The organism is bacterium (assembly GCA_030019025.1).
GTDB lineage: Bacteria > Hydrothermota > Hydrothermia > UBA1063 > UBA1063 > UBA1063.
This window is the reverse complement of sequence record JASEFR010000002.1, coordinates 28,315-42,291: the sequence shown is the minus strand read 5'-3', so window position 1 is coordinate 42,291 and position 13,977 is coordinate 28,315. Positions and strand designations below refer to the sequence as shown.

13 protein-coding genes and 1 tRNA gene are annotated in these 13,977 nt (G+C 40.0%); 9 read left to right on the top strand and 5 right to left on the bottom strand.

What is annotated here, in order from left to right; genetic code table 11:
• The first annotated feature begins 32 nt into the window (after positions 1-32).
• The 9 genes from buk (at position 33) to QMD82_00800 (ending at position 8,303) form a co-directional block, all read left to right on the top strand.
• A complete protein-coding gene (gene buk / locus QMD82_00840; protein ID MDI6850471.1) occupies positions 33-1,100 on the top strand; it encodes a butyrate kinase in 1,068 nt (355 codons plus the stop codon).
• A 9-nt stretch (positions 1,101-1,109) separates the two neighbouring features.
• The gene (locus QMD82_00835; GenBank protein MDI6850470.1) at positions 1,110-2,219 is read left to right on the top strand and encodes an aminopeptidase; all 1,110 of its coding nucleotides are present in this window, start codon (positions 1,110-1,112) and stop codon (positions 2,217-2,219) included.
• Positions 2,216-2,725 carry a hypothetical protein gene (locus tag QMD82_00830; GenBank protein MDI6850469.1) on the top strand — a complete coding sequence of 170 codons (510 nt, stop codon included), beginning with the start codon at positions 2,216-2,218 and terminating at the stop codon, positions 2,723-2,725. The genes QMD82_00835 and QMD82_00830 overlap by 4 nt, the downstream gene beginning before the upstream one ends.
• Before the next feature lie 35 nt (positions 2,726-2,760).
• Positions 2,761-2,835, top strand: a tRNA-Pro gene (locus QMD82_00825).
• On the top strand, positions 2,835-3,512 hold the full coding sequence (locus QMD82_00820) for a glycosyltransferase family 2 protein (protein MDI6850468.1): 678 nt from the start codon (positions 2,835-2,837) through the stop codon (positions 3,510-3,512). The genes QMD82_00825 and QMD82_00820 overlap by 1 nt, the downstream gene beginning before the upstream one ends.
• Complete coding sequence (surE, locus tag QMD82_00815) at positions 3,497-4,264, top strand: 5'/3'-nucleotidase SurE (GenBank protein MDI6850467.1); 768 nt, start codon at positions 3,497-3,499, stop codon at positions 4,262-4,264. Before QMD82_00820 ends, surE begins: the two co-directional genes overlap by 16 nt.
• Positions 4,200-4,862 (top strand): protein-L-isoaspartate(D-aspartate) O-methyltransferase, encoded by a 663-nt coding sequence (locus QMD82_00810; protein ID MDI6850466.1) that lies wholly within the window; start codon positions 4,200-4,202, stop codon positions 4,860-4,862. Before surE ends, QMD82_00810 begins: the two co-directional genes overlap by 65 nt.
• A gap of 27 nt (positions 4,863-4,889) precedes the next feature.
• Positions 4,890-7,427 (top strand): M28 family peptidase, encoded by a 2,538-nt coding sequence (locus QMD82_00805; protein MDI6850465.1) that lies wholly within the window; start codon positions 4,890-4,892, stop codon positions 7,425-7,427.
• A gap of 3 nt (positions 7,428-7,430) precedes the next feature.
• The gene (locus tag QMD82_00800) at positions 7,431-8,303 is read left to right on the top strand and encodes a diacylglycerol kinase family lipid kinase (protein ID MDI6850464.1); all 873 of its coding nucleotides are present in this window, start codon (positions 7,431-7,433) and stop codon (positions 8,301-8,303) included.
• A 2-nt stretch (positions 8,304-8,305) separates the two neighbouring features.
• Here the strand turns inward: QMD82_00800 and QMD82_00795 are convergent, their stop codons facing one another.
• The 5 genes from QMD82_00795 to QMD82_00775 all read right to left on the bottom strand — a co-directional run.
• Complete coding sequence (locus tag QMD82_00795; protein ID MDI6850463.1) at positions 8,306-9,448, bottom strand: N-acetyltransferase; 1,143 nt, start codon at positions 9,446-9,448, stop codon at positions 8,306-8,308.
• Positions 9,432-10,124: an HAD family hydrolase gene (locus QMD82_00790; protein MDI6850462.1), complete on the bottom strand. Its 693-nt coding sequence runs from the start codon at positions 10,122-10,124 to the stop codon at positions 9,432-9,434. Before QMD82_00790 ends, QMD82_00795 begins: the two co-directional genes overlap by 17 nt.
• Complete coding sequence (gene topA, locus QMD82_00785) at positions 10,102-12,420, bottom strand: type I DNA topoisomerase (protein ID MDI6850461.1); 2,319 nt, start codon at positions 12,418-12,420, stop codon at positions 10,102-10,104. The genes QMD82_00790 and topA overlap by 23 nt, the downstream gene beginning before the upstream one ends.
• A 36-nt stretch (positions 12,421-12,456) precedes the next feature.
• Complete coding sequence (locus QMD82_00780; protein MDI6850460.1) at positions 12,457-12,981, bottom strand: hypothetical protein; 525 nt, start codon at positions 12,979-12,981, stop codon at positions 12,457-12,459.
• 457 nt (positions 12,982-13,438) lie between these two features.
• Positions 13,439-13,977, bottom strand: a 539-nt coding sequence (locus tag QMD82_00775; protein MDI6850459.1) for a T9SS type A sorting domain-containing protein, incomplete at its 5' end; no start/stop codon positions are given.

Genomic DNA, 13,977 nt, shown 5'->3' with positions numbered 1-13,977 from the left:
TCTTTTCTATTATAATTTTCCTGGAGGGTGATATGGGAGTGAAAATTTTTGTAATTAATCCTGGCGGTGGTTCAACAAAGGTGGCCCTTTTTGAAGATGAAAAGCCTTTGAAGTACAGAGAAATTAGGCATCCTGTTGAAGAACTGAAGAAGTTCCCAGATACAATTTCTCAGAGAGAGTTCAGATACCAGGAGACATTGAGATTCCTTGAGGAAGAGGGTATATCTTTAAAGGAAATTGATGCCATTGCTTCAAGAGGTGGTCCTTTTAAAAGCCTGGAATCCGGAGTTTACTATGTGGATGAAACGGTGGTTGAGGATGTTTTAAATGGAAGGGTTCAGGCAGATCATCCTTCCAATCTTGGAGTGCTGATTGCCTATGAACTTTCAAAAATTTCTGGTTGTCCTGCATTTTTTGTGGACCCTGTTTCCGTTGACGAGTTTGATGATGTGGCAAGACTTTCCGGCCTTAAAGAACTGCCACGTAAGAGTTTATTTCATGCCTTAAATACCAAATACGTCTCCCGGAAACTTGCAGAAGAGATTGGAAAGTCATACGAATCACTGAATTTAATCGTTGCCCATCTTGGGACCGGAATATCAATTTCTGCAACAAGAAAAGGCAAGGTGATAGACGTTAATAATGCGAACGATGGCGGTCCTTTCAGTCCCCAGAGAACGGGCACTTTGCCTACTACCGGGCTTATAGAACTTTGTTATTCAGGCAAATATGACAGAAAGGAGATGTTAAATAAGGCAGTTCGCTTCGGGGGACTTATTGATTATTTAGGAACGGACAACCTCGAAGAGGTGATTTTACGCATAGAGCAAGGTGACCAGTATGCAGATCTTGTCTATCGTGCGATGGTTTATCAAATTGCGAAGGAGATAGGTTCAATGGCGTGCGCATTAAAGGGTGAAGTGGATTATATAATTTTGACCGGCGGTATGTCCAAGTCCTTAAAGTTGCAGAAAGACTTATCAGAGTATATTTCTTGGATCGCTCCGGTAAAAGTGTATCCAGGAGAAAATGAAATGGAGGCACTGGCATACGGTGTTATGAAGGTCCTCAAGGGTGAGATAACACCCAAAAAATATTAAGGAGGTGATATGGATAGCCAATATATAAGAAAGATGGCAAAGGTTCTTCTTGATTATTCTCTGAGTGTTAAAAAAGATGAAATCCTGGTTATAAGTTCAACTTATCTTGCTGAACCGCTTATTCTGGAACTATACAAAGAGGCACTTTTAAAAGGTGCGCATCCTGTAATTAAAGTGAGTTTACCCGATTCTGCATACTATTTTTATAAGTATGCTCAAGAACATCAGCTAAGCTTCGTGCTTCCCTGGTCTAAGGTGGAGGTTGAAACTGCACACTGTTTCTTGAATATTATGGCAACTCAAAACACTAGGGCTTTAACAAATGTGGACCCTGAAAAGATGCGGATTGCAAGCCTTGCGGGGAAGGAATTGATAGAAATCTTTGAAGAAAGGTATAAAAAGGGTGAACTTCGCTGGAGCGTTACCCTTTATCCTACCCCTGCACAGGCTCAGGATGCGCAAATGTCACTTCAGGAATTTGAGGATTTTGTTATAAAAGCATGTCATCTTGACGAAGAGGACCCAGTTGAATATTGGAGGGGCATTGATGATAGGCAGAAAAGAATTGTCAAGTTTCTCGAAAATAAGAAAGAATTTAGAATTATTGGTGAAGATACCGAACTTGTGATAAGAACAGATGGAAGGAAATGGGTGAATGCTTCGGGAAAGGAAAATTTTCCAGACGGAGAAGTCTTTACCTCACCCCTTGAAAATGGGGTGAATGGGAGAATTCGGTTTAACTTGCCGCAATATTACATGGGTAAAGAGGTAGAAGATGTTTACCTTGAGTTTAAGGATGGGCTTGTTATCAGGGCTAATGCCGAGAAAGGTTCCGATTTCTTGCAAAAGGTTCTGGAAACCGATGATGGCGCGAAGAGGCTTGGAGAGTTTGCCTTCGGTTTAAACTACGGTATAAAAAATATTACCAAGAATGTACTTTTTGATGAAAAGATTGGGGGTACCATTCATCTTGCCATTGGGAGAGCTTTTGCAGAGGCTGGAGGAATGAACAAGTCAGTAGTCCACTGGGATATGATTTACGACCTTCGAAAGAGTGGAGAAGTTTATGCGGATGGGGAATTAATTTATAAAAACGGCGAATTTGTGGTGGAAATATGAGGCGTTTATTAGGTGCAGGAGTTATTATTTTTCTTTTTGTAGCGTGTGCCCCAAAGGAGGCAAAGATTGAGATTCTTTCCTTCAGCGTTGCCGATTCCATTAGAGTCCATGATCCTGATGGCGACCCAACCAATAGCTGGTTTGGCGGGTCAGACACAGTTATAACATGGGATTCTACACTTTTGAGTATTAAAGTAAAATACGAAGGACCTGCGGTGGGATACCTTGATGAAATAATCTGGGTTTTGAAATCTCCTTCCGATGAGACTATTAAAACCTATGAAGCCATCGTTTATCCCCCTATCCCAATGGAGGATGGGCAGATAAGAGACCTCAAATTTTACATTTCCTTTGATAACCTCAGTGCGTACAGAATTGATTCTTTGTACGATGATACTCTTAATTACTTCGGAATCGGCCGGGTTACATTTTACATTACAGGAACGACTTATGAACAGTACATAAGGAGCGATAATATAAGCTTTGATTTGAGGTTTGTTCCTTGAATGAACAATGGTTGAGGCCTATAATATGAGTGCATCGGGGCGTAGCGCAGGTTGGTTAGCGCACCAGCATGGGGGGCTGGGGGTCGGTGGTTCAAGTCCACTCGCCCCGATGCTTAGTTTCCTCATAGTAATTCCCGTATACAATGAAGAAAGTGTACTTGGTGATTTGATAAAAGTTTTGAAAGACTTAGGACTTCTTAAATTTACCCTTTTTGTGAACGATGGTTCAACGGATAAAACTGAGGAAATATTTGAATCCGAAGGTGTTAAGTACATAAGCCTTGAAAGGAATATGGGAAAAGGGTTTGCTCAAAGGGTTGGATTCAACGAGGCTTTAAAAAGAGAAGTTGATGCGATAATTACAATGGATGGAGATCTCCAGCATCCCCCTTATTTGGTTTTTGAGTTTTTAAGGAAATTAGAAGAAGGTTACGATATAGTTATTGGAACAAGGTGGAGAGAACTTAGTAAAATGCCAAAAGATCGCTATCTTTCCAATAGACTCACGACCTTAGCCATCTCAATTTTATGTCGGAGAAGGGTGGAGGACTCGCAAAGCGGTTATAGGGCTTACAGAAAAGAGGTTATTAAAGATTTGAAATTTAGCTCTAATAAATTTGAAGCAGAGTCGGAACTTTTAATTAAGGGCCTTTTAAGTGGCAAAAAGGTTGGCTATGTTAATATTCCCGCGAACTACCATGAGAAGCTCAGGAGTAAAATCAATAGGTTTGTTGACACTTTAAGGTTTTTAAAAATGTATTTTGGACTGGTATGGAAAAAAAGTTAATATTGCTATCAAATGATGACGGTTACGACAGCGAGGGCATTAGGACACTCAGAAAATATATGCTTGAGTTAGGAAAGGTTGTTGTTTTTGCTCCTTCTTCGGAAAGGAGCGCATCCAGTCACTCCATTACTCTGAGACGGGAAATTTCAGTAAAGGAGATAGAGAAAGACGTTTTTGCTGTGGAAGGGACCCCTGTTGATTCAGTGCTTATAGCTATTTACGGAGTTTTGCAGAGAAAACCAGACCTCGTGGTGTCCGGTATAAATCTGGGGCAAAATCTTGGCGAAGATGTCTTTTACTCTGGAACTGTTGCAGCTGCACGAGAAGGTGCGATGTATGGGGTTCCTGCTATAGCGGTATCTCTTTATGTGGAGCGAGAGGATAAAATCAAGTACTATGAGACCGCGGCACATTTTGCCTGTAGGATTGCAAAATTTTTGCTTATGCGTAGGTTAAATGGCGAACTTCTGAATGTAAATGTTCCCAATTTGCCTTTGGAAAAGATAAAAGGTGTTAAGCTCACAAGGCTTTCCACAAGGATGTACAAAGATCCGGTGATAAAATTAAGGGACAATACCTATATTATCGGTGGAGAGCCCCTTTGGCACGTCTCAAAGGGGACGGATTTGGAGGCAGTGTTAGAGGGGTATGTTTCCATTTCCCCTCTCTTGATTGATATTACGGATTATGAAAAACTCGGAATACTACGAAAATTTGAGAAAGAAGTTGGTGGAGGAACATCTGAAAGGTAGGGATATTTGGCATCCAGATGTCCTCAATGCCTTTCTTAAGGTTCCGCGACATCTTTTTGTACCTGAAAGCCTGGTGAGGGAGGCCTATGAGGATTATCCTTTGCCGATAGGTTTTGGGCAGACCATTTCCCAGCCATATATGATTGCTTATATGGTCCAGGCATTGAAACCCTCTAAGGATTTGAAGGTTTTAGAAATAGGAACCGGTTCTGGATATACTACCGCAATTTTATCAGAGCTTTTTAAGGAAGTTTATACCGTGGAAATCGTCCCCGAACTTTCAGAAAGAGCTCAGAAAATTCTTAAGGATCTGGGCTACGACAATATCTATTTTAAAATTGGCGATGGTTCAGAGGGTTGGGAAGAAAAGGCCCCTTTTGATCGAATTATAGTAACTGCTGCCGCCCCTGATGTACCGGAGCCTTTGAAAGGGCAACTTGCTGAAGGTGGCATTTTAGTAATTCCTATAAGCAGAGGTTTTTCAGACGTTCTTTATAGATTTATCAAGAAAAATGATAAGTTAGAAGGAGAAGAACTTACCTATTGCAGTTTTGTACCCCTGAAGGGGAAATACGGCTTTAAGAATGGCAAGTTTTGATAGACAACATTTGCAAGGAGGTAATAGATGGGAATTTTGCTTTTTGTTGTGATGCTCGCTATCCCAAGATATTTAGTAATTGATGTAAAGAGGATAGGTACTGAATACATAGAAAAGCAAGGTGCAAAGGTGATTCAAAGAATAGACAGTATTACCTATCTGGTGGAGGGTGAACTGGAGAAAATGGACTATTCCCCTTATGAGATTGTCCTTTACGAAACGGTTGAGAAAAAGGTAAAAACACCTTACACCAGCGGAATGTACTACATACCCGATTTGCCAGAAGTGTCTGATTATTTTAATATGATCAACGTAGATTCTATCTTTGCAACCTTGAATCGTCTTGAAGCCTTTAAAACGAGATACGCTTATACAGATTCTTGTAGGAAGGCAGAGGAATATTTGACCGAGAAGATACAAAATTACTCCGATCTCGGCTATATGTGGCCCTTTGAACACAATAGATACTGGATGCATAATGTTGTAGGTGTTAGAAATGGCGTAGTCAGTGACTTTATTTTAATAACTTCCCACCTTGATTCATACTCTGATGATCGTTGGAACAATGCACCGGGTGCGGATGATAACGGTTCAGGTACAGCAGCAGTTGTTGAGTGCGCAAGGGTTTTGAAAGACCTTCCTTCGCCTTTCTTGAGCTTCCAATTTGTTCCCTTTTCTGCCGAAGAGCTGGGGCTTATCGGAAGTTATCGTTATGCCCAATATATAGCGGACAATAATTTACCTCTGCGGGGTGTTTTAAATTTTGATATGGTGGGATTTAATCCTCAGGATGGATACGATTTTGACGTGAACCTTGATACCCTGAGTTTATTTGGGCAGGTGGTGATGCACGTAATTAAAAATTACGTCCAGGGGAACAATCGTTACAGTTATACCCCGTCTTATGGATCCGATCATTATCCATTTGCTGAAATGGGTTACCCCTGGACGTTCCTTATAGAATCAAACTATCATTCTAATCCCAATTACCACAGAACTACTGATTTGGTATCCACGCTGGACACTTTGCAAATGCTCAATGCCACGAAACTGGCTGTAGCGACCGCTCTTTACTATGCCCTCCTTCCTTTACCACCGGAGAGTTTGTCTGTTGTGAATTTCGGTGATGGGGATAGGGTTGTTCTCAGATGGCCTCGCGTCTCGGCAGATGGTGTGAATTATACCATATACAAGGGAACTTCTCCCTCAAATTTTGTCTTTGTAACCGAGGTTTCCGATACTTTTGTGATCCTTGAAGGGCAACAGACTGGAACTACCTATTACTATTATGTCAGGTCTAAGTATGGTGGAAGGGAAGGATTTGGAACACCCATAAAAGAACTTCGTGTTGATTACCTTCCACAAGCTCCTGTTCTGACCAGATTGCAGCCCAAGCGAGATGGAATCGGATTATTCTGGAAGAAAAACACGGAGGAAGACGTAGCTGGTTACAACATTTACAGAAGTGCGGGTGAAAATTTTGTAAAGATTAATGATTCGCTCATTGCCGACACTTCATACGATGATATTTCAGCCAATCTCCCAATCTGGTATAGTTACTATATTACTGCCGTTGATTCGCTCGGTAATGAGAGTGATCCCAGTAATGTCCTGTCAGCGCGTCCCGTTACCCTCAGCGAAGGGATTCTCGTGATCGATGATTTTCGTGATGGTAGCGGTAGTAGCCCGATAGCCCCTAATGGAGAAATGCAGAGGAGTTTCATAGATTCTATTTTAGGTAGTGTTGGAGTAGATACGTTTGAAGTTATGGACGTTGCACAGGTAAGTTCCGTCTCTCTCTCAGATATAGGTATCTATTCCTTGGTATGGGTTATGAGTGATGACGCAACCGAGTTGCTTGGGAATAGATACAGAGATGCTTTAATAGAGTATTTAAGTTCAGGTGGAAAGGTTTTGATTGAAGGGTATAAGAATTCTCAGAATCTTGGTATAGTAGGCAGTTATCCCCAGTCCGTTGATTCCTCAAATTTGTTTGGACTAAGATTGGACTCTGTAAAATTAAACACTTTCACGGATTTTCAGGGGGCATATAATAGTATCATAGGATTGGAATTGCATCCGGAACCTTCAAAGCTTTTACCGTCTTGGAATGGTAGATTGCAAAATGTAGAGGCATACATATCCAGTTCTGTGGAACCTTTGCTTTACTTTGATTCCTATAGTGATAATCCAGATTTCGAAGGGGAATTATGTGCCTTCAAGATGGGAGACAGTCTTGTATACATTGGCTTTCCACTTTATTACATAAGGGCTCAAGATGTGACAGACCTTTTTGCTCATCTTGCTGATATTGGATTTGTAAATGTGAGGGAAAGACTTTCAGTAAATAAAGTGAGTGCTTATTACTCCGGTGGTTATCTCTTTTTAGATAGGGTATTTGATGGCGCTTATGGTTGCATTTACAACATATCTGGGCAAAAAGTGAGAGGTATAAGATTTGAGGGCAGCAGGTTTTATGTGGGTACCCTTAGAAGGGGAGTGTATTTCTACGAAATTCAAAAAGGAAAAAACGTTTACAAAGGAAAGTTTATAGTTTTGAGGTAGGGTATGGAAAGGGCGGTTATTATAGTTAATCCAGAATCTCGGAATTCAAGAAAGTTTAAAGAAAGGCGTAGCCAAATACTGGAAAAACTGTCACAAAAGTATGATGTTTACATATGGGAAACGGTAAAGGCTGGTGATGGAATTCGTCTTGCTGAGAGGGCTATAGAATTTGGTGCATCCTTGATTGTCAGCGCTGGTGGTGATGGGACACTGAACGAAGTGGTAAATGCTTGCGCGAGTAAAGACGTGAAAGTTGGCATATTACCATTGGGGATCACGAATGTATTTGCTTTGTCACAAAAGATTCCAAGAAATGTTGAAAAAGCTGCAGAAGTTATTTTGAATGGTAAGGTTAAAGAGGTGGATCTGGGAAAGATTGTGGGGGGAAGGTATTTTCACATGATGTTGGGCGCCGGAATCGATGGATTTACAATTAAAGAGATGCCCCACGAATTTAAAAAAGCCCTGGGTGCTCCAGCTCATGTCGTGATTGCCCTTGTAAAATATCCTGATTACTTGCCAGTTCCTATTTACGTGGAAATAGATGGGCAGGATTTTGGAATTGGCTATCAGGTTGTTCTGGCTAATATTCCCAATTATGGGGGGAGGATGAAAATGGCCCCTGATGCCCGTCCTGACGACGGCCTTCTGGATGTCGTGATTTTTAGAGAGGCGGGGTTTATAAACGATATAAGCCACTGGCTTGGATTTCTCCTTGGCATTCACCATAAGATGGGTAGTATAGATATCCATCGCGGACGCAACGTGAGACTATCAGGAAAGAGTGTTTATTATCATATAGACTCTGAGTTTGGAGGCCAGCTCCCGATTGAAGTCACCTGTGTACCTAAGGCATTAAAGATAATAGTGCCTTAAGGTTAGATAAATTTTCTATAAACTCTATAGGTTTTGTAATGCCTGCCCTTCATGAACTCCGTTGCCCGTATTATAAGATAGTTATCTTCCAGTAGCCACGAAACCTCGCAATACTTAAACCTTTTCATTGCAAGGGCATCTTTCATGAGATGATAGTAAAGAAGGGAGTCTGCTCCTTTTCTTCTATATCCTTTTTTTATGCCGAGGGCGAGCAATCTTAAACCATCGATTTTCTTTAATCCCGTAAGGAATTTAATGAATCCAAAGGGGAAGAGTCTTCCATTGAGCTCTTTTAAAACCTGATTTACGTCTGGGATTATTAAACCAAAGGCTGCCGGAACGCCGTTATACTCAACTATTTTTGCAAGTTCTGGGATTACTATTTGCTTAAGGCTGTTTGCCAGATGTTTTATTTCTTCTTCAAAGGCTAAAGAGCCCCAGTTTTGTTCCCAGGCATCATTATATATGTCAAAGATAATTCTTACCTCTTCTTCCAGTTTTTTAAGATTGACGTTTCTTATAGCAAACCCATATTCTTGTGCCTTTTCCGAAAGGGGTTTAAGCCTTGATTCAAGTCTTCCAACGAAATTTATAAAATCATCATCTATGGTTATAATGTAAGCTAAGAGGTCTTTGGCTTTCTGAAATCCATAGCTTTCAATAAGTTCAATGTAGTATGAAGGGTTATATGTCATTCCAACTACTGGTGGACTATCAAAACCGTCAATTAAAAGGCCGCATTCATCGTCGTTGGTGTTAAAGTTCATGGGACCATAAATGGTATCAACTCCCTTTGATTTGAGCCATTCCACTGCTGAATCGAAGAGTTTGTGTGCCACATCTTTATCATTAATACACTCAAAGAATCCGAAGAATCCTGCGTTTTCATCGTGAATTTCATTATATTTCCAGTCAAAGTGAGCATCAATTCGTCCAACAGGTTTCCCATCTTTGAAGGCCATGAAATACTTTGCTTCCTGGTGTTTGAAGAGAGGGTTCAGTTTTGGGCTCAGCCTTTTGATGTCTTCATCAATAAGAGGAGGGACCCAGTTTGGGTCACCTTTATATATTTCCCATTCCAGCGTTACAAATTGTTTCAGTGCTTTTTTGTCATCTGGATCTATTTCTCTAATTATTACGCCCATTTTTTAGCCCCCTATTTAAAAGTTCATCAAGTAGTTCTTTCCAGCTTTTGCAATCAACTCCAAAATGAACTGCATCCATACCGGCCTTTTTAGCTCCCTCTACATCGTTGGCATACGAATCACCAATAAATATGGCATCTTTGGGACTTATTCCGAGTCTTTTCAGCGTTTCTTCGAAAATTTTGATATTAGGCTTTCCGAAACCAAGCTCTTCTGATGTTACTATTACTTCAAAAATGTCATAGATGCCAAGTTTTTTTAGAACAGGTTCAATGATTTCATTATCAATGTTGGAAATTATTGCCAATCGGAAGCCAAGGGATTTCAATTTGAAAAGGGTTTCTACCGCATCAGGGAATGGTTCTGTAAATTCCTCGTGGTATTTAAGGTAGAGTTCTCTAAAAGTTTTAAGATGGTCGGGAGTCACTTCAATGTTTTTAGATTTAAGAAATTTTTCTACAGCCTTTGTATATGCGAGAGATAGATTTTCCCACTTTTCATGGCCAGTTTTGAGAACTTCCTTTATTTCTGCTTTTAAAAACTGAAACATCTCTTCAGGTTGTGCCGGTATTTTAAACCTATTTATGAAGTCGTTATAGAAGCGCATATGTAGAATATCATCGGATTCATCGGTCACTATAGTTCCACCGAAATCAAAGATCAGAACCTTTTTCATATTTTTCCTCCTTTTCTATTTTGTTTTTGCATTTAGGGCATTCAAGATATATCTTACCTTTTCTTCCCTTCTTTTCCAGCATAATTGGATACCCACAGGCAGGACATTTCACGTCCACGGGCTTGTGAGATGTAATAAATTTGCACTCAGGGTAATTACTGCATCCATAAAAGACCTTCCCCCTTGGTCCCCTTCTCTCGACAATTTCTCCATCACATTCAGGGCATTTTATGCCCAGCGTATAAGGAAGAGTTCCTTTGCATTTTGGGTAATCAACGCACCTGTAGTATTTACCCCTTTTCCCTTCAACGAGAATCATGGGTTTTTGGCATATTGGGCACTTTTTGTCTACCACTTCATTGGCTTCTGCAGGCCTTGTATATTTGCACTCTGGATATCGGGAACAGGCATAGAATTTACCGTATTTACTCCATTTGAGAAGCAATGGTGATCCACAGAGAGGGCAAGTCTCCTCAGTCCTTTGAAGTTCCTCTTTGATATCCTTTATGTTTTCTTGAAACGATTTCAAATCTTCGCTGAAACCTGTATAAAATTTTTCCAGAATTTCCAAAGCCCTTTTCTTCCCGCTTTCGATTTCATCGAGCTCCTCTTCCATCTTTGCCGTAAATTTCACCTCAAAGATATCTCTAAAACGAGAAATGAGTATGTCATTTACCTGGAATCCCAGATCAGTGGGTACAAGATATCCCCTTTCTTTTTTGATGTATTTGCGCTCGTAGAGAGTTTCAAGGGTTGGTGCGTAAGTGGAGGGTCTTCCTATACCGAGATGTTCCATAGTCCTGATAAGTGATGCCTCAGTATATCTTGGCGGCGGTTCTGTTTCCTTTACTTCACCTCTGACATCAATAATGTCCAGTTGTTCTCCCTTTTCGAGTTCAGGAATATCTTCATAATGAGGTATTTCACCAAGAATTCTGTAAAATCCTTCGAATATTAATTTTTTCCCGCGGGCAACAAATTTTAAACCATCAACTTCCAAATTTGCTTCTTTTACTTCTTCCTGTGCATAGCTACCCTGAGAGGCTAAAGCCCTTTTCCATATAAGTTCATAGACCCTTAGAGAGTCACCCTCCAGTTTGCCTACAAGAGACTCCGGTGCCAAATTAGGGTGAGTAGGTCTTATAGCTTCATGAGCGCCCTGAACGAGTTTTCCTCCTGTCTCATGGTTTATTGGTGCGGGTGGGAGGTATGCAGTACCGAATTGTTCTTTGATTAAACTTCTTATTGCGGAAATCGCTTTTTCTGAAAGTCTCAGTGAGTCAGTGCGCATGTAAGTTATAAGGCCAACGTTTTTTCCATCAATCTCAACACCTTCGTAAAGTTTTTGTGCGATGGACATGGTCTTTCCAGGACTGAACCTATATCTCTTTGATGCCTCCTGTTGCAGTGTGGAAGTTTTTAAAGGTGGATAAGGTTTAATTTTTAACTGCTTCTTTTCAAAGAAAGACACAGTAACCTTTTTGCCCTTTAGTGAATTGATTATCTCTTCTGCTTTTACTTTCTCTTTTAGTGGCTCGTCGGTTTTCAAAGTTGCCCAGAAATTTTTCCCGTCCTTGGAAATCAGTATTTTGATTATATAATAGGTTTCCTTTTTAAAAGCCTGCCTTTCCTTTTCTCTTTCACAAATGAGCCTTAAAGCAACAGATTGGACCCTTCCGGCGGAAAGTCCCTTTTTTATTGTCTTCCATAGCAATGGGCTTACCAGGTATCCGACCAACCTATCAAGAATTCTTCGAGCTTTCTGCGCCTTTACTTTTTTTTCATCAATATCCCCAGCATTTTGAATTGCTTTAATAATTTCTTCCCTTGTGATCTCATAAAAGAGAGCTCTTTTTATGGGTTTGTTTTTTACTTTCTTTTCTATCTCTTCCTTTATGTGTTTTGCAATTGCTTCACCTTCCCTGTCTGGGTCGCTTCCTATGTAGATTTCTTCGGCCTCTTGAGATTTCTTTTGAATTTGCTTCACTACTTCCCTTTTCTGCGGAAGAATAACAATTTTGGGCTCAAATCCCTTTTCAATTTTTATTCCCAGAGTGTTTTCTGGAAGGTCTTTTATGTGCCCTTTCGACGCTATAACATCAAAATCTCTTCCGAGGTAATTTTTTATTGTTTTCGCTTTGGTTGGGGATTCCACTATGAGTAGTTTTCTTTTGCTTGAGGGGGTTTTTGAACTTGGTTCCTTTTTGTTAGTGTTTTTTTCTTCCTTTATCTTGGCGTCGGTTTTGGATTTTAGAGGAGTTTCTTTTTTCTTTCGGGACTTTTTCTTACTCGGCATGGTCTTATTTTATATCAAAGGAGGCGTTTAATAAATTTAATAATCCAGCTGCAATATAATTGTCTCATCCTCAGTTTGAATCTTAATTTCCTTTAACTTATTGTTGTGGTAGGAGAGAATTGCGAGAGAGTCGTTGTAACGGATTCTAATGGGCAAGGAATCCATGGTTTCAATTTCTGCAAAAGCAGAGTCGTTGAAATTCAATTTGAGCAAATTGCCTAATACTTCATATTTCAGCCCTGCCTCTTTCCAGTCCTTATTAATAAGGTTTTTAATGGGCAGTGTATCTTCGTTAATTTTTAATAATGATGGACTTAAAGGGTTTTGCAGTATTACGGTCCATTCATTTCCTTTTTTTGTCATTCTGAACCTGCCGTTAATGGTAACCGCTTGGGATTGGTATCTATATCTCCCCCTTACTTCTGATGTAGAAAGTTCGTGGTAGATTTTTTTCAGGTTTTCTTGGAGTTTTTTGATATCCGTTTCCTCTTTCAGTGTTTTTCTCGGTACGCAAGAGAGAAAGGTAAAAAATAGCAGGAAAAATAATGGAAGCTTTTTCATTATGTAAATTTTAAAGTTTAAGGGTCGTAGCTTGAAAGCATAGAGTATTAAAGGGGCACAATTTTAAACAAAAAATTGCAACTGAGAAGTTTTAAAAGAGTTAAAAGCATTTTTGACTAAGGCTTTAACAAAAATTTAGAGAGGTCACTTGGTTACAAACCTGTCGATGTTGAGGCTGAATTGGTCGCCCTTCAGATTAATTATGGGGTTGTTTTTGTTGCAATGGTTTAAGTTGAAAATTAAAATTAGTTAGGCTGTGAGTTTCGTTTTCTTGTAGGTTAGTTGGATAACTTAATTGGTTCCTTTTAGTGGTTGCTATTTTGGGGTCTGAATTGGTCAAATTTAAGCTTCACGTTTCAGGGGGCTGTCTAACAAGGGGTGAGTACGACGGGGTTTGTTTTAGGGGTCCAGGCGTCCCATTTGGGACGCCTGGACCCCTTTTTAGATGATTTATTTTCTACCTTGTAATTATAAAATTCTTTAATCCACTGGTTCTGTCGTTTCTCACATTGATAAAGTATATTCCCGCAGGAAGCATATTAATTTCGACGGCAAAAGTTTTTTCACCTTTTGGAATGTCAAAATTTTTGACGACCCGGCCGTCTGCTGTTAATATCGTTGCATTCAGGTTTTCATCAAGTTTGCTGCCAAAATTCAGAGTTATTTTTCCACTGGATATCGTATTGATTGAGAAATTTAATTTGTTTGAGATATGATTGCTTTCAATTATCCCCGTTGCTGCCATATTATCGACACAGAAATATGTACTGTCATAGAAGAAGGAAGGGTATGCAAAATGTTGAAAGTCTCTTGCCCATAAAGCAGCGGGTGAGTGAGAGTCGTATTTATTGGCAAGCCGTGGAAGGTAAGTGTTAATGTCTCTAAATATATAAGTTGAATATAGGTGCTCATCGGAAACAAGAACGGGTGTACCCCAGCTCATCCCACCTGAGGAACAGGATGCGTCAACAAAGTAAAGTTTATTGTTCCGGGTGA